Source organism: Saccharomonospora glauca K62, assembly GCF_000243395.2.
Taxonomy (GTDB): Bacteria; Actinomycetota; Actinomycetes; order Mycobacteriales; family Pseudonocardiaceae; genus Saccharomonospora; species Saccharomonospora glauca.
Map to the genome: position 1 here is coordinate 602,089 of NZ_CM001484.1, position 15,725 is coordinate 617,813.

The following is a 15,725-nucleotide window of genomic DNA, read 5'->3' on the forward strand; positions in this document are numbered from 1 at the left end:
TGCTGAGTGGGAAAGGATGTGGAGTCGCTGAGACAACCAGGAGGTTGGCTTAGAAGCAGCCATCCTTGAAAGAGTGCGTAATAGCTCACTGGTCAAGTGGTTCTGCGCCGACAATGTAGCGGGGCTAAGCACACCGCCGAAGCTGTGTCATTCACATGTGTGATCGGCTCGAGTCCTTCGGGGTTCGGGTCCAGTCGTGTGGATGGGTAGGGGAGCGTCCTGCATCCAGGGAAGCGGCCGGGGAACCGAGTCGTGGAGGGTGCGGGAGTGAGAATGCAGGCATGAGTAGCGAATGCAGAGTGAGAATCTCTGCCGCCGGATGACCAAGGGTTCCTGGGCCAGGTTGTTCCGCCCAGGGTAAGTCGGGACCTAAGGCGAGGCCGACAGGCGTAGTCGATGGACAACGGGTTGATATTCCCGTACCCGCGTAGGCGCGTCCCTGGTGAGGCAGGTGAGACTAACCACCCGCTCCGCGCGTTCGCCCTTCGGGGTGGTGTGTGGGGTGCGTGGGACCTGAGCTTGTAGTAGCCAAGCGATGGGGTGACGCAGGAAGGTAGCCCCGCCAGTCAGTGGTGATACTGGTGTAAGCGTGTGGCCCGCTCGATAGGCAAATCCGTCGAGCTGTCCTTCGAGGACGAGGGTGAGGCGTGATGCATAGCCGTTGCGGCGAAGTAGGGTGATCCTCTGCTGCCGAGAAAAGCCTCTAGCGAGTGCCTTCGCGGCCCGTACCCCAAACCGACACAGGTGGTCAGGTAGAGAATACCAAGGCGATCGGGTGAACTGTGGTTAAGGAACTCGGCAAATTGCCCCCGTAACTTCGGGAGAAGGGGGGCCAAAGCACCTGAAGCTCCTTGCGGGCTAGGGTGGGTTGGCCGCAGAGACCAGCGGAAAGCGACTGTTTATTAAAAACACAGGTCCATGCGAAGACGTAAGTCGATGTATATGGACTGACGCCTGCCCGGTGCTGGAACGTTAAGAGGACCGGTTAGCCCCTTTCGGGGGGTGAAGCTGAGAATTTAAGCGCCAGTAAACGGCGGTGGTAACTATAACCATCCTAAGGTAGCGAAATTCCTTGTCGGGTAAGTTCCGACCTGCACGAATGGCGTAACGACTTTCCGGCTGTCTCAACCACAGGCCCGGCGAAATTGCACTACGAGTAAAGATGCTCGTTTCGCGCGGCAGGACGGAAAGACCCCGGGACCTTTACTACAGCTTGGTATTGGTTTTCGGTTCGGCTTGTGTAGGATAGGTGGGAGACTGGGAAGCGGCCACGCCAGTGGTCGTGGAGTCGCTGTTGAAATACCACTCTGGCCGGATTGGGAATCTAACCTCGGACCGTGATCCGGTTCAGGGACAGTGCCTGGTGGGTAGTTTAACTGGGGCGGTTGCCTCCTAAAGGGTAACGGAGGCGCCCAAAGGTTCCCTCAGCCTGGTTGGCAATCAGGTGTTGAGTGTAAGTGCACAAGGGAGCTTGACTGTGAGACCGACGGGTCGAGCAGGTGCGAAAGCAGGGACTAGTGATCCGGCACCTCCTGGTGGAAGGGGTGTCGCTCAACGGATAAAAGGTACCCCGGGGATAACAGGCTGATCTTGCCCAAGAGTCCATATCGACGGCATGGTTTGGCACCTCGATGTCGGCTCGTCGCATCCTGGGGCCGGAGTAGGTCCCAAGGGTTGGGCTGTTCGCCCATTAAAGCGGCACGCGAGCTGGGTTTAGAACGTCGTGAGACAGTTCGGTCCCTATCCGCCGCGCGCGTTGGAGACTTGAGGAAGGCTGTCCCTAGTACGAGAGGACCGGGACGGACGAACCTCTGGTATGCCAGTTGTCCCGCCAGGGGCATGGCTGGTTAGCTACGTTCGGAAGGGATAACCGCTGAAGGCATCTAAGCGGGAAGCCTGTTCCAAGATGAGGTCTCCCACCACCATGGAGTGGGTAAGGCCCCCCAGAGACGATGGGGTTGATAGGCCAGACATGGACGCACAGTAATGTGTTTATGAGTGGACTGGTACTAATCGGCCGAGGGCTTGACCACAAAGACGCTACGCACCCACTCTGCGACTCTGAAACACCACCCTGGTGTGCCAGTGGTTGTTTCACAGAGTTTCGGTGGTAATAGCGGTGGGGAAACGCCCGGTCCCATTCCGAACCCGGAAGCTAAGCCCACCAGCGCCGATGGTACTGCACCCGCCGGGGTGTGGGAGAGTAGGACACCGCCGAACATATTCTTCCAGCCGGGGCCCGTCAGACACCTGACGGGCCCCGGTTTTTGTGTTGTTTTTTTATTTCGAGAAATCAGGACATGAGCCCGGCGGCCACCGTCGCGCCGAGCTCCCAGCATGCTTCGAGATCGTCCTTGGTGGGTTCGCCGTGGACCACCACCGCCGGAGCGGCCTGTTGCCAACCCAGCCCCGTGACCACCGTGTCGATCGATTTCGTGGCGCCTTCCGTGCCTTGATTGCCGTGCACGTAGTAGCCGAAAGGGCGTTTACGGGTCGCTTCAAGACACGGGTAGTAGATCGTGTCGAAGAAATGCTTCAACGCCCCCGACATGTAGCCCAAATTGGCCGGTGTCCCGAGCAGGTAGGCGTCGGCGGCCAGTACGTCCGACGCGGTGGCCGACAAAGCGGGCTCGCGCACGACCTCGACACCGCTGATCTCGGGGTCGGTGGCTCCGGACAGCACGGCGTCCAACATGGCCGCGAGATGTGGGGAAGGGGTGTGATGGACGATCAGCAACCTGGCCACGGTATTCGAGCGTGCCCGGTCGGGCGTGGTGGCGCAAGGGAAGTGCTGTGGAGACCACCGCGACGGGAGGCGCTGGTCTCCACAGCGGTGACGTCACCGGGTGGTGAGCAGATTCGTGACGTCGTCGCGTAGGGCGGCGAGGGTTTCCCGCGCGGCGCGGCGGGTCTCGGCGAGGTCCTCCGGTGCCGGCGCCGGCGTCGTGACTTCGAGATACGCCTTCACCTTGGGTTCCGTGCCCGACAAGCGCACGATCACGCGGATGCGTTCCCCGCTCAACTTGAGCGCCTGGGCTTCCGGGAGTTCCTCGGCGGTGACCGAGATTCCCGCCAGTGTCGTTGGGGGCTCGGCGCGAAGCCGCTCCATGACCGCGGCCCGCTCGGCGAGGTCGGCGAACCGAGGAGCGACCTGCCCGGTGACGGAGACGCCGTGCGCCAACGTGAGATCGTCGAGGAGATCCAGCAGCGTACGGCCTTGGCTTTTGGCCTCGGCGGCGACGTCGGCCGCGAACACGGCCGCAGCGATACCGTCCTTGTCCTTCACGAAGTCGGGATTGACGCAGAGCCCCAGTGCTTCCTCGTAGGCGTAAACGAGCCGTTCGCCCGCCCGCATCAGCCATTTGAAGCCGGTCAGCGTGCGTGCGTGGCGAGCACCGTGCGCTTGTGCCACCTGAGCGAGCAGGGAGGACGACACGAGAGTCGTGGCCACGAGGGGGTCAGCCGTCTGGGTGCGCGCCAGCAGCCGGTCGCCGAGCAGCACTCCGGTCTCGTCGCCGGTCAGCATGCGCCACGTGCCGTCGCGGTCCCGAGTGCCGACGGCGCACCGGTCGGCGTCGGGGTCCAGCGCGATGGCGAGATCGGCGTCGATGTCGGCGGCGAGGTTCAGCAGCAGATCGGTGGCGCCCGGTTCCTCGGGGTTGGGGAACGCGACCGTGGGGAAGTCCGGATCGGGTTCCGCCTGCGCTTCGACGAGGTGGACGTCGGTGAAACCCGCGCGGTGCAACGCGTCGCGTACCACCGTGCCTCCGACACCGTGCAGGGGGGTGACGGCGATTCGCAGGTCGCGTGCCCCGCTCGTGGCGAGCTCGGCGACCCTGTCGAGATAGGAGTCGAGGATTTCCTCACCGAGGGGACGAGCGCCCTTCCCCCTGGGTATCGACACCGCCGCGGGAGCCGCCGTGATCTCCGCTTCGATCTCCGAGTCCGCGGGCGGGATGATCTGGATCCCGGTGTGGTCGAACACCTTGTACCCGTTGTCGGCCGGGGGATTGTGGGACGCGGTGATCTGAATTCCGGCGCACGCGCCGAGGTTCAGCGTGGCGTAGGCGAGTACCGGAGTCGGGAGAGGACGCGGCAGCACTCGGACGTCGAACCCGGCGGCGTCGAGTACTTCGGCGGCGGCCGCGGCGAACCGTTCGGAGCCGTGCCGGGCGTCGCGGCCGACCACGACCGTGCCACTCGGAGCGCGCTTGGCGAGCCACGCCGCGAGGCCGGCCGTGGTGCGCACGACCACCGCGGTGTTCATTCCGTTGGGACCGGCCCTCACCGGTCCGCGGAGACCCGCCGTGCCGAAGGTGAGGGTCCCGTTCATGCGGTCGTCGAGTTCGGACAGAGCGTCGGGGTCTCCCGCCATCGCGCGGGCGAGCAGGTCTTGCATCTGCGCACGCGAGTCGGCGTCGACGTCGTCGGCGATCCAGCGGAACGTCGTGTCCCGGAGCTCGGGAGTGAGCCGAGGCGGTTTCTGTTGCATCACGTCATAGTGGCAAGGGGAGTCGCGAGCGGAGCGCGCGACCCCCGCGTGACCGAATCCACGATTATCGATCGTGTCGCAAAATGCAGTCCTCATATTGCAGAACAGAGCCCTGATCTGCATTGACGAAATATTTCCCCGCATAATCCGCGACGGCATCGCTCAGTGTCAGCGATGCCGCGCTAGCAGCACACGATCGGGTTATTGTCTCCTTGCCAATCATCCGACAGATTTTTCTCGCCACCGCGGAACACCGCGAACTCTCCATCGGGCATGGCCGGGCCGCTGCCCACGGGAAAGGAATCGACGATGACACCACTGTTCGTATTCACCGATGTGCCGATCACCGTTGGTGCGACGACCAAGAAGTGAACGGCGCCTCAGGCGCGAGTGACGAGGTCCCGCAACAGGGTCCCCATGCGTTCGGCCGACGCCCGGCCCGCTTCGAGAACCTCCTCGTGGTTCAGCGGTTCACCCGTCATGCCCGCAGCGAGGTTGGTGACCAGTGACAGTCCGAAGACCTCGACGCCTGCGGCGCGGGCCGCGATGGCTTCCAGCACGGTGGACATGCCCACGAGGTCGGCGCCGAGCGTGCGGAGCATGCGGATCTCGGCGGGGGTCTCGAAGTGGGGGCCGGGAAGGCCCGCGTAGACGCCCTCGGCCAGAGTGGGGTCGATCTCCTTGGCGATCTTGCGCAACCGCTCGGAGTACAGGTCGACCAGGTCGACGAAGTTCGCACCCGTGATGGGCGAGGTGGCCGTCATGTTCAGGTGGTCGGAGATGAGCACGGGCTGACCGACCCGGAAACCCTCGCGCAGACCTCCCGCGGCGTTGGTCAGCAACACCGCACGGACCCCCGCCGCGGCGGCGGTGCGCACGGCGTGGACGACCCTGGCCACACCCTTGCCCTCGTAGAGGTGGGTGCGGCCGAGCAGGACGAGGACCCGCTTGTCCCCGACCTCCACCAGGCGGGCGGTGCTGCCGTGCCCGACCGCGCTGGGAGTTTCGAAACCGGGCAGCTCCCCGAGCGGGATCTCCGCTCGGGGCTCGCCGATCACGTCGGCGGCGGGTCGCCAGCCGGAACCGAGAACGACGGCGATGTCGAACGCCTCGACGCCGGCGCGGTCGGTCAGGACGGACGCGGACGCGGCGGCGAGGTCATGTGGCTGCGTGTTGCTGTTGGAGTTCACGACCGTGGAGCTTAGGACCCGGTGAACCACGCCCGGCCCACCGGACCGTCGGGGGCGGGGTGTCCGACGAGGTCGGAGCCGCTCGGCTAGCCGGCCAGCAGGCGGGCGAGAGCGAAACCTAAAGCAGCGGTGAGGACGAACACCACCACGGCCACCCCGTAGAGAACGCCTCTGCGCTCGGACACCGTGGCCACCAGGCCGGTGAACAGGTCCGCGTTCGGCCGGGGCAGCCAACCCCACCGCGGCGTGGTCGGCTTCGCGGTGACGGACCTGCGAGCGGGCTGCCGCGGCTCCCGCCCGGCGGACGACGTCGCGGAGTCCTCGACGGCGAACGGCAGCGGGCCCGGATCGGGGGCCAGTTCCGCCTCGCCGTCACTCGCCCCACCCGTGTCGTCGGGGGCGTCGCTCAGCATCGGAACACGGGGAATCACCCTGGTGGCGCTGGCCTCGTCGCGGACACGGCCGGCGTCGCTCTCGGTGAAGAGCTCGGCGGGGAAAAGCGTGTGTCCCGGTTCGGTGAGCAACGGGTACAGCCTGCGACGCACTTCCGACAGCGACATGCGCTCGGAGGGTTTCTTCATCATCAGCCCGCGGATCACCGGCGCCAGCGGGCCGGGGGACGGACGTGGCACGTCACCCTGGACGACGCTGACCACGGTTTCCAGCGGATCGCCGTCGGCGTCGTACGGCGGGCGCCCCTCGGTGGCGGCGAACAGCGTCGCCCCCAGTCCCCACAGGTCGGCCGTGTAGGTGACGGGACCGCCGGTGGCGACCTCGGGCGCGATGAACGCCGGGGACCCCAGCATCATGCCCGTGTGCGTCATCGTCGCCTCGGAGACGTTGCGGGCGATGCCGAAGTCGGTGAGCTTGACGCGGCCGTCGTCGGCCACGAGCACGTTGCCCGGCTTGACGTCGCGATGGGTGATGCCCGCGGCGTGGGCCGCCTCCAGCGCGGCCGCGACGGCCTCGCCCACGGTCGCGGCCTGTGCGACCGTGAGCCTGCCCACCTGTCGGAGCAGTCCGGCGAGGCTCCGGGAGGGCAGCAGTTCCATCACGACGTACGGGTCGTCGTGCTCCCTGACGACGTCGTGCAGGATCACCACGTTGGGGTGGGACAGCACGGCGATCGCTCTGGCCTCGCGCAGCGTCCGTTCCCGTAGTTCGGCGACCCTGGCAGGGGGCACACCGGGCGGCATGCGGACCTCCTTCACCGCCACGGGACGGTGGAGGAACTCGTCGTAGGCCGACCACACGGTGCCCATGGACCCGGAGCCGAGCACGGACCGCAGCCGGTAGCGGCCGGCCACGAGTCGTCGGTCGTCAGTCGGAGCGGACACGCGTTCCATTGTCGCCGACCGGGGCCGCGCCGCCCCTCAGGCTCTCGGGACGGGCGTTTCGCGGCAGAGATCAGTGTCATAGTGCAGGGGAAAAACCCAGCCCTAGGATGACTGGCTATGGGCAAGGGCGCTGAGCGCACGGGGCTCACCGGCGAACTGGCACTGGCGGCCGAGTTCGAGACACCGAGCCGACAGGAGTGGGAACGCCTGGTCGAGAAGGTGCTCGAACGAACGGGTTCGAGCCGTGACCGGTTGGTGACCACCACCGACGACGGCATCGAGGTGCTGCCTCTCTACACCGCCGACGACCCCGCGCCCCCCGCCGGTTTCCCCGGCGTGCCCCCGTTCGTCCGAGGTTCCCGTCCCGACGGTCACGTGCGTGAGGGCTGGGACGTTCGGGCCCTGCACGAGGTGGTCGACGCGGCCGCCGGTAACGAAGCCGTGCTCGCCGACCTCGAAGGCGGGGTGACGTCGCTCTGGCTGCGGGTGGGCGAAGGCGGTGTGCCGGTGTCCTCCCTCGGCGACGTGCTGCGCGAGGTGCGCCTCGATCTCGCGCCCGTCGTCCTCGACGCGGGGGCGGAGTACGAGCGGGCGGCGGAGGCCCTCCTCGCGCTGCACGCCGAGCAGGGCGTGCCCGACACCGAGGTCACGGGCAACCTCGGCGCCGACCCGATCGGGCTGCGGGCCCGCACGGGCCGCGAACACGACGTCGCCCCCGCGGCGGCGCTCACCGCCCGGCTCGCGAGGCGGCACCCGCGGCTGTCGACGCTCGTGGCCGACGGTCTGCCCTACCACGAGGCGGGCGGCTCCGACGCCCAGGAACTCGGCGCGGCGACGGCCACTGCCGTGGCGTACCTACGGGCCCTGACCGAGGCGGGGCTCGACGTGGCGGACGCCGCGGCTCGCATCGAGTTCCGTCTGGTGGCCACCACCGACCAGTTCGGCACCATCGCGAAGTTGCGGGCCGCGCGCAGGGTGTGGGCGCGGGTCATGGAGGTGTGCGGAGCGCCCGACGTCGCCATGCGCCAGCACGCGGTCACCTCGCCGGCCATGCTGACCCGTCGCGATCCCGCCGTGAACCTGCTGCGCACCACCGTCGCGAGTTTCGCGGCGGGCATCGGTGGGGCGGACGCGATCACCGTGCTGCCGTTCGACCACGCCATCGGGCTTCCCGACCGGTTCTCGCGGCGACTCGCCCGCAACACCCAGGCCATCCTGCTGGAGGAGAGCAAGCTCGCCGCGGTGATCGACCCGGCGGGCGGCTCGTGGTACGTCGAGAACCTCACCGACGCCCTCGCCCACAAGGCCTGGGACGAGTTCACGGCCATCGAGAAGGCGGGCGGCATCGAGTCCGAGCTCGCTTCCGGGGCGTTGGCCGACCGACTCGCGCGCACCTGGCGGGCGCGGTCCCGGCGAATCGCCACGCGACGCGACGCCATCACCGGGGTCAACGAGTTCCCGCTGCTGGAGGACAAGACCTTCGACCGCGCACCTCGGCCCGAGGTGGCGACCGGTGGCCTGCCGAGGGTGCGTTACGCGCAGGACTACGAACGGCTGCGCGACCGCTCCGACGCGCACCTGGCGGAACACGGCAGCAGGCCGAAGATCTTCCTCGCCACCCTCGGCTCGCTCGCCGAGCACACGGCGCGGGCCACGTTCGCGGCCAACCTGTTCCTCGCGGGTGGGATCGAGCCGGTGAACCCCGGCCTCTCCGAGGCCACCACCGACGAGCTCGTCCGGGCGTTCCGCGACAGCACGACCCCGGTGGCCTGCGTGTGCGGCACCGACGAGGCCTACGCCGACCGCGCGGCCGAGGTGGCGAGAGCGCTGCGCGAGGCGGGAGCCACCACGGTGTTCCTCGCGGGCCGCCCCTCGGACGTCGACGGCGTCGACGGACACGTCCACCGAGGCTGTGACGCGCTCGCCGTCCTCACCGACACTCTCGACACCCTGGGAGTCGCGCCATGACGATCCCCGACTTCGGCGACATCGAACTCGGTTCCCCCTCGGGTTCCGATTCGGACAGGCAGAAGTGGATGGAGGCCGTGCGCGCGGCCACCGGCAAGGACGTCGACGCGCTGGTGTGGGAGACCCCCGAGGGCATCGGCGTCAAACCGCTGTACACGGCCGAGGACCTCGCCGGACTCGACTTCCTGCGGACGTATCCCGGTATCGCGCCGTACCTGCGGGGCCCGTACCCCACGATGTACACGACACAGCCGTGGACCATCCGGCAGTACGCCGGTTTCTCCACGGCCGAGGAGTCCAACGCCTTCTACCGGCGCAACCTCGCCGCGGGCCAGAAGGGCCTGTCGGTGGCGTTCGACCTCGCCACCCACCGCGGCTACGACTCCGACCACCCGAGGGTGTCCGGTGACGTCGGGATGGCCGGGGTGGCCATCGACTCGATCTACGACATGCGGCAGCTCTTCGACGGCATCCCGCTCGACCGCATGAGCGTGTCGATGACGATGAACGGTGCCGTGCTGCCCGTGCTGGCGTTGTACGTGGTGGCGGCCGAAGAGCAAGGTGTGCGTCCCGAACAGCTCGCGGGGACCATCCAGAACGACATCCTCAAGGAGTTCATGGTCCGCAACACCTACATCTACCCGCCGCAGCCGTCGATGCGGATCATCTCCGACATCTTCGCCTACACGTCGCGGCACATGCCGAAGTTCAACTCGATCTCGATCTCCGGCTACCACATGCAGGAGGCCGGGGCCACGGCCGACCTGGAGCTGGCGTACACACTCGCCGACGGCGTCGAGTACATCCGGGCGGGACTGGCCGCGGGGCTCGACATCGACGCGTTCGCGCCGCGGCTGTCGTTCTTCTGGGCGATCGGCATGAACTTCTTCATGGAGGTCGCGAAGCTGCGGGCGGCCCGGCTGCTGTGGGCGAAACTCGTGAAGCGGTTCGAGCCGCGCAACCCCAAGTCGCTGAGCCTGCGCACGCACTCCCAGACCTCCGGGTGGTCGCTCACGGCGCAGGACGTCTACAACAACGTGGTCCGGACCTGCGTCGAGGCGATGGCCGCCACGCAGGGCCACACGCAGTCGCTGCACACCAACGCCCTCGACGAGGCGTTGGCGCTGCCCACCGACACCAGCGCCCGCATCGCGCGCAACACGCAGCTTCTGCTCCAGCAGGAGTCCGGCACCACGAATGTCATCGACCCGTGGGGCGGCAGCGCGTACGTCGAGCGGCTCACCTACGAGCTGGCGAAGCGGGCGTGGGGACACATCGAGGAGGTCGAGGCCGCGGGCGGGATGGCGAAGGCCATCGACGCGGGCATCCCCAAGCTCCGCATCGAGGAGGCCGCGGCTCGCACGCAGGCCCGTATCGACTCGGGCAGGCAGCCGGTGATCGGTGTCAACAAGTACCGCGTCGGAGCGGAGGACGACATCGAGCTCGAGGTCCTCAAGATCGACAACGCCGAGGTGCGGGCGCAGCAGATCGAGAAGCTGCGCAGGCTGCGTGCCGAACGCGACGAGGAGGCGACGAGGGAGGCCCTGCGCAGGCTCACCGCGGGCGCGGAGGGCGACGGCAACCTGCTCGAACTCGCTATCGACGCGGCGAGGGCCAAGGCCACGGTCGGCGAGATCTCCGAGGCCCTGGAGAAGATCTGGGGCAGGCATTCCGGTCAGATCCGTACCATTTCCGGCGTGTATCGCGAGGAGGTCGGCAACACGTCGAACGTGGAGACCGCCAGGCGGCGGGTCGAGGCGTTCGCCGAGGAGGAGGGCCGCCGTCCGCGCATCCTCGTGGCCAAGATGGGACAGGACGGTCACGACCGTGGCCAGAAGGTGATCGCCTCCGCGTTCGCCGACCTCGGTTTCGACGTCGACGTCGGCCCGCTGTTCTCCACCCCGGCGGAGGTCGCGCGGCAGGCCGTCGAGGCCGACGTGCACATCGTCGGGGTGTCGTCGCTGGCGGCGGGGCACCTCTCGCTCGTCCCGGCGTTGCGGGAGGAGCTGGAGCGGCTCGGCAGGGACGACATCATGATCGTGTGCGGCGGGGTCATCCCACCGCAGGACTACGACGCGCTGCGCGAGGCCGGTGCGGTCGCGATCTTCGGACCGGGCACCGTGATCGCCGACTCGGCCATCACGCTGCTCGACGAACTCGAGGCTCGACTCTCGTAGGCATGGCACGCATCCTCGACGTCTCCGCCTACGCCAAGGGAGTCCTCGACGGCGACCGCGGCATGCTCGCCAGGGCGATCACCCTGGTGGAGTCGCAACGCGCCGACCACCGCGAACGGGCTCAGGAGCTGCTCGTCGAACTGCTGCCCCACGCGGGCGGCGCGTTCCGGGTGGGCATCACGGGCGTGCCCGGCGTGGGGAAGTCGACGTTCATCGACCAGCTCGGCACCCGGCTCACCGCCGCGGGACATCGGGTCGCCGTCCTGGCGGTCGACCCGTCGTCCACCCGCACCGGCGGCAGCATCCTCGGTGACAAGACGCGAATGGCTCGGCTCGCCGTCGACCCGGCCGCGTTCATCAGGCCCTCGCCCACCTCGGGCACGCTCGGCGGGGTGGCCAGGGCCACCCGCGAGACCATCGTGCTGATGGAGGCCGCGGGCTACGACGTCGTGCTGGTCGAGACCGTGGGCGTCGGGCAGTCGGAGGTCACCGTCGCCGGCATGGTCGACTCCTTCCTCTTCCTCACACTGGCACGCACGGGCGACCAGCTGCAGGGCATCAAGAAGGGCGTGCTCGAACTCGCCGACGTCATCGCCGTCAACAAGGCCGACGGCGAACACGAGCGGGACGCGCGGCGCGCGGCCAGGGAGCTCTCCGGGGCCCTGCGCATGATCTACGGGCCCGACGCGGCCTGGACCCCGCCCGTGCTCACCTGCAGCGGGCTCACGGGAGCGGGCCTCGACACCGTGTGGCAGCAGCTCGAACGGCATCGAGCGCACCTGGCGGAGTCCGGGGAGCTGGAGGCCAAGCGGCAACAGCAGCAGGTGGACTGGACCTGGGCGATGGTGCGCGATCAGCTGCTCGACCGGCTGGAACGGCATCCCGGTGTGCGCGAGATCGTCGACGAGGTGGAAAGCGACGTCCGGGAGGGCCGCAGCACCGCGACTCTGGCCGCCGAACGCATCCTGAGGGCGTTCGGCGGCGAGTCCTCGTCCGGGGGCTGACGCACCGCCGTCTCTCACGGCAGACTGTGAGCGTGCGTGTTCTGTCGGTTGTGCTCAGTGTGCTCGCCGTCCTCGTGATGTCCGCCACCGGTCCCGCTCCCGAGGCGCGTGCCGCGGTCGACGGCCCGGTGCTCGCCCACGCGTTGGCCCAGGACTCCGAGGAGTCGAGTTCGTCGTCCTCCTCCGAGACGGCCGAGGAAGGGCCGGAGCTCGATCCCCAGACCGAGGCCGAGGCGCAGAAGAACCGGAGCAGGATCGTCGTGGGCATCATCGCCGCGGCGTTGCTCGGCATCGTGGCCTGGGGGCGGTACCTACGGAGCAAGAAGGCCAAGAGCGGCTAGGGCTCCACGTACAGCGTGACCGAACGATCCGTCACCGTTTAGCGCAAACGGGCTACCTTCTGTCTACCCATTAGGACATCTGGGTTACGCATACGCTGGTTGGTGTCAAACTGAGAGCAAATGCGTACGGCAACGACTTACCAGCGGACGACAGAGGTACGCGACAGTTCCAACCTCGCCACGCTGGTTGCGTGCGGAGGTGCGGCGTGACCGTTCTGGACTCGCGCCCCGAGGTGCCGGGCGAATCCGACCACGACGCGTCGGTCGAAGCCCTGCTCGCCGCCTCGGGTGCGGCCACCATCGGTGATGTGGGACAGGGACGTGGCCCGGCCTGGCTCGACGCCTGGCTGACCGACCGTGCGACGGACGTGGTGGCGTGGCGCAGGCACATCCACGCCCACCCCGAACTCGCCCGGCGGGAATACGGGACCACCGAACTCATCACCAAGCTGCTCACCTCGGCCGGGCTGCGGCCGAAGGTGTTGCCCGGTGGCACCGGCGTCGTATGCGACGTCGGGACCGGGTCGCGATGTGTGGCGTTGCGGGCGGACCTGGACGCCCTTCCGCTGACCGAGGCCACGGGGTTGCCCTTCGCCTCCACCGTGGACGGTGTCGCCCATGCATGCGGCCACGACGTGCACACCACGGTGCTGCTCGGCGCCGGGCTCGCCCTGGCCACCGCCGACGAGCTCCCCGGCAGGGTGCGGCTCGTCTTCCAGCCCGCCGAGGAGGTTATGCCGGGCGGTGCGCTCGACGCCATCGACGCCGGGGTGCTCGACGGGGTGGAGCGCATCTTCGGGCTGCACTGCGACCCCCGGCTGCCGGCCGGCAAGATCGGGACGCGGGTGGGAGCGTTGACGTCCGCCGCTGACCTGGTGGAACTCACGTTGACCTCGCCGGGTGGGCACACCTCGCGGCCTCACCTCACGGCCGACCTCGTGCACGGTCTCGGTACCGTTATCACGTCGTTGCCCGCGGTGCTGTCGCGGCGCGTGGACCCGAGGTCGGGCACCGTGCTCGTGTGGGGCGCCGTGCACGCCGGTGAGGCGGCCAACGCCGTGCCGCAGGAGGGGATACTGCGTGGCACGCTTCGGACCGCCGACCGCGACACGTGGCGGATTCTGGAGCCGTTGGTCGAGTCGTCGGTCAAGGCCCTGCTCGCGCCCACCGGGGTGGGGTACGAGCTGAACTACCGGCGGGGAGTCCCGCCCGTGGTGAGTGACGAGGAGAGCACCACGCTGCTGCGCGCGGGCGTTGAGGCGGCGCTCGGGCCCGACGCGCTGGCCCCCACGGAGCAGTCGTCGGGTGGTGAGGACTTCGGGTGGTACCTGGAGCACGTGCCCGGCGCGTTCGCCCGGCTCGGAGTGTGGTCGGGCGAGGGGCAGATGCGTGACCTGCACCAGCCGACGTTCGAGGCCGACGAGCGTGCTCTCCTCACCGGCATCCGGGTGATGGTTCACACGGCCCTGGCGGCGCTGGCCTCCTGACCCCCGCGTGTCCGCAGGCTGCGCACTCGTGTCCGCAGGCTGTGTACGCGTGTTCGCACTTTTCGTACGGGTGTTCGCGTCGTGCGATGCGAACACCCGTACCTAGGCTGCGGACACGAGTTGTCCACAGATTCGCGAGTTGTCCACAGGCTGTGGACAACTCGTGGTGTGGCGTCCGAAGGGCGTCCAACCTGGGAGGATGCCGCAGAACTGGGGAGTTCGTGGAGTTGTCTCGCGGCGGGAAGCCGCCGCCATCATGGGTGAAAGGGCGCTAAGGACGGCCCTCGAGGTCGGGACGTTGACCCAACCATGGCGAGGGGTCGTGGTGCGGACGGCCGACCTGAGTGATCTTCGTACGCGCGCCGAGGCGGCCGTGTTGTTCGTCGGGGACCCCGTGGTGGTGTCGGGGCCCACGGCGCTGGCCTTGCACGGGTGCGCCGCGGTGAGCGGCACCGGTCCGATTCATGTCACGGTGCCGTATTCGCGGTCGGCGCGGTCGCGGCCGGGGCTGGTGATGCACCAGAACCGGTACGGACCGGACGACGTCGTCGAGGTCGAGGGACTTCCCGTGTTCGCACTCGACCTCGCGGTCTCGGAGCAGCTGTGCGACGGTGACAGACGGGTGGCGTTCGGATGTCTCGACGAGGTGCTGCGTCGTCACGCCGATCCGGAGTCGTTCCGGGCCGCGGTGCGGGAACGACTCGCCGCGCGCGACGACCGGCGGCACGTCGCCAGGGCTTTAGCGCTCACCGAACTTGCCACGGGGCGTGCGGACTCGCCGCCGGAAAGCTCGCTGCTGATGATCGTGGTGGAGGCCGGGTTCCCCGTTCCGGAGGCGCAGGTGCCGGTGCACACGATCGACGGTCGGTTGCTCTACGTACTCGACCTGGCCTGGGAGTCGTGGCGGATCGCCTTGGAATATGACGGCTACGACGCTCACGAAAGCCGGGAAGCCTACGACGCCGAGCGCGACCGGAGGCTGGCCGGGCGTGGATGGCGGGTGATCAGGGCAAAGGCTCGAGACCTCCGTGACCCGTCGCGGGTGCTGAACGAGTTGGCGCAGGCCTTTGCCGAACGCTCGCGCTAGGCCGTGTCCGCAGTCTGTGTACTCGTGTCCGCAGGTTGGGGACGGGTGTTCGCACTTCTCGTACGGAGATTGGAGGTCTAAGGGAGCGTGTCCGCGCCGTAGGCTGCGGACACGCGTACGGGATCTGCGGACACGCGTACGGGATCTGCGGACACGCGGGTTAGGGGCCGATGCGCTTGCAGGGGCGGGTGCGCAGGTCGTCGACGTAGTCGGCGGGGGCGCCCGCTGCTTCGGCCGCGTCGGCGAGCACACCCAGGTAGCGGGCCGAGGGCAGGCCACCTTCGTACGCGTCGAGGACGTACAGCCACGCCAGCGCCGACCCGTCCATGGTCTGCACGCGCAACCTGATCTTCGTGTGCAACCCGAGCTCGCCGCCCTCCCACTGGTCGAGACGTGACTCGTCCAGCGGCGTGACGTCGTAGAGCACGACGAAAACTCGCGATCCGGGGTCCTCGACGATGGTGGCGAGTGCGCCCTCCCAGTTCAGGTCCTCGCCGCCGAAGGTGAGCCGCCAGCCTTCCAGCCAGCCGGTACCCGCCATCGGCGAGTGCGGGGCTCGCTCCGTCATCTGGGAGGGATCCATGTTGGACCCGTACGCGGCATAGAGGGGCACGCCCCCCAGGGTAGCGACCACTGAGTCAC

The 15,725-nt window shown here is 68.2% G+C and carries 12 protein-coding genes and 2 rRNA genes (1 of these 14 running past the window's edge); 8 read left to right on the plus strand and 6 right to left on the minus strand.

Features of this window, described 5'->3' with window-relative positions; all coding sequences use genetic code 11:
* Positions 1 to 2,033: ribosomal RNA gene (locus tag SACGLDRAFT_RS02915) — 23S ribosomal RNA — on the plus strand (it extends 1,098 nt beyond the left edge of the window).
* Positions 2,034 to 2,103: 70 nt separating this feature from the next.
* Positions 2,104 to 2,220 (plus strand): 5S ribosomal RNA (gene rrf / locus SACGLDRAFT_RS02920).
* A 73-nt stretch (positions 2,221 to 2,293) separates the two neighbouring features.
* On the opposite strand, the gene SACGLDRAFT_RS02925 is transcribed toward rrf, so the two are convergent.
* The 5 genes from SACGLDRAFT_RS02925 to SACGLDRAFT_RS02940 all read right to left on the minus strand — a co-directional run bounded on the left by SACGLDRAFT_RS02925 (position 2,294) and on the right by SACGLDRAFT_RS02940 (position 7,028).
* Entirely contained in the window at positions 2,294 to 2,746 is a 453-nt protein-coding gene (locus tag SACGLDRAFT_RS02925; RefSeq protein WP_005461624.1) for a flavodoxin family protein, read from the minus strand.
* A 93-nt stretch (positions 2,747 to 2,839) separates the two neighbouring features.
* Positions 2,840 to 4,492 carry a phospho-sugar mutase gene (locus SACGLDRAFT_RS02930; RefSeq protein WP_040918447.1) on the minus strand — a complete coding sequence of 551 codons (1,653 nt, stop codon included), beginning with the start codon at positions 4,490 to 4,492 and terminating at the stop codon, positions 2,840 to 2,842.
* A gap of 182 nt (positions 4,493 to 4,674) precedes the next feature.
* Positions 4,675 to 4,857, minus strand: a complete 183-nt coding sequence (locus tag SACGLDRAFT_RS22235; RefSeq protein WP_157608749.1) for a hypothetical protein — start codon at positions 4,855 to 4,857, stop codon at positions 4,675 to 4,677.
* 15 nt (positions 4,858 to 4,872) lie between these two features.
* Positions 4,873 to 5,682, minus strand: a complete 810-nt coding sequence (locus SACGLDRAFT_RS02935) for a purine-nucleoside phosphorylase (RefSeq protein WP_040918450.1) — start codon at positions 5,680 to 5,682, stop codon at positions 4,873 to 4,875.
* Between the two features lie 86 nt (positions 5,683 to 5,768).
* The gene (locus tag SACGLDRAFT_RS02940) at positions 5,769 to 7,028 is read right to left on the minus strand and encodes a serine/threonine-protein kinase (RefSeq protein ID WP_005461627.1); all 1,260 of its coding nucleotides are present in this window, start codon (positions 7,026 to 7,028) and stop codon (positions 5,769 to 5,771) included.
* 108 nt (positions 7,029 to 7,136) lie between these two features.
* Between SACGLDRAFT_RS02940 and SACGLDRAFT_RS02945 the strand changes: the two genes are divergently transcribed.
* From SACGLDRAFT_RS02945 to SACGLDRAFT_RS02970, 6 genes are all read left to right on the plus strand, one after another.
* Positions 7,137 to 8,987 (plus strand): methylmalonyl-CoA mutase family protein, encoded by a 1,851-nt coding sequence (locus SACGLDRAFT_RS02945; protein ID WP_005461629.1) that lies wholly within the window; start codon positions 7,137 to 7,139, stop codon positions 8,985 to 8,987.
* The gene (scpA, locus tag SACGLDRAFT_RS02950; protein ID WP_005461630.1) at positions 8,984 to 11,164 is read left to right on the plus strand and encodes a methylmalonyl-CoA mutase; all 2,181 of its coding nucleotides are present in this window, start codon (positions 8,984 to 8,986) and stop codon (positions 11,162 to 11,164) included. The genes SACGLDRAFT_RS02945 and scpA overlap by 4 nt, the downstream gene beginning before the upstream one ends.
* A 2-nt stretch (positions 11,165 to 11,166) precedes the next feature.
* Positions 11,167 to 12,168 (plus strand): methylmalonyl Co-A mutase-associated GTPase MeaB, encoded by a 1,002-nt coding sequence (gene meaB, locus SACGLDRAFT_RS02955; protein ID WP_005461632.1) that lies wholly within the window; start codon positions 11,167 to 11,169, stop codon positions 12,166 to 12,168.
* Positions 12,169 to 12,200: 32 nt separating this feature from the next.
* The gene (locus tag SACGLDRAFT_RS02960) at positions 12,201 to 12,509 is read left to right on the plus strand and encodes a hypothetical protein (RefSeq protein ID WP_332306647.1); all 309 of its coding nucleotides are present in this window, start codon (positions 12,201 to 12,203) and stop codon (positions 12,507 to 12,509) included.
* 206 nt (positions 12,510 to 12,715) lie between these two features.
* Positions 12,716 to 13,996: a M20 family metallopeptidase gene (locus SACGLDRAFT_RS02965; protein ID WP_005461635.1), complete on the plus strand. Its 1,281-nt coding sequence runs from the start codon at positions 12,716 to 12,718 to the stop codon at positions 13,994 to 13,996.
* Between the two features lie 256 nt (positions 13,997 to 14,252).
* Positions 14,253 to 15,083, plus strand: a complete 831-nt coding sequence (locus SACGLDRAFT_RS02970) for a DUF559 domain-containing protein (protein ID WP_005461636.1) — start codon at positions 14,253 to 14,255, stop codon at positions 15,081 to 15,083.
* Between the two features lie 160 nt (positions 15,084 to 15,243).
* On the opposite strand, the gene SACGLDRAFT_RS02975 is transcribed toward SACGLDRAFT_RS02970, so the two are convergent.
* Positions 15,244 to 15,696, minus strand: a complete 453-nt coding sequence (locus SACGLDRAFT_RS02975) for a gamma-glutamylcyclotransferase (RefSeq protein WP_040918455.1) — start codon at positions 15,694 to 15,696, stop codon at positions 15,244 to 15,246.
* Positions 15,697 to 15,725: the final 29 nt, after the last annotated feature.

Excerpts from the sequence above, each read along its gene's own strand:
- SACGLDRAFT_RS02945 (WP_005461629.1), top strand. The coding sequence starts at position 7,137 with ATGGGCAAGGGCGCTGAGCGCACGGGGCTCACCGGCGAACTGGCACTG.
- meaB (WP_005461632.1), top strand. The coding sequence starts at position 11,167 with ATGGCACGCATCCTCGACGTCTCCGCCTACGCCAAGGGAGTCCTCGAC.
- SACGLDRAFT_RS02940 (WP_005461627.1), bottom strand. The coding sequence starts at position 7,028 with ATGGAACGCGTGTCCGCTCCGACTGACGACCGACGACTCGTGGCCGGC.
- scpA (WP_005461630.1), top strand. The coding sequence starts at position 8,984 with ATGACGATCCCCGACTTCGGCGACATCGAACTCGGTTCCCCCTCGGGT.
- SACGLDRAFT_RS02930 (WP_040918447.1), bottom strand. The coding sequence starts at position 4,492 with ATGCAACAGAAACCGCCTCGGCTCACTCCCGAGCTCCGGGACACGACG.
- SACGLDRAFT_RS02970 (WP_005461636.1), top strand. The coding sequence starts at position 14,253 with ATGGGTGAAAGGGCGCTAAGGACGGCCCTCGAGGTCGGGACGTTGACC.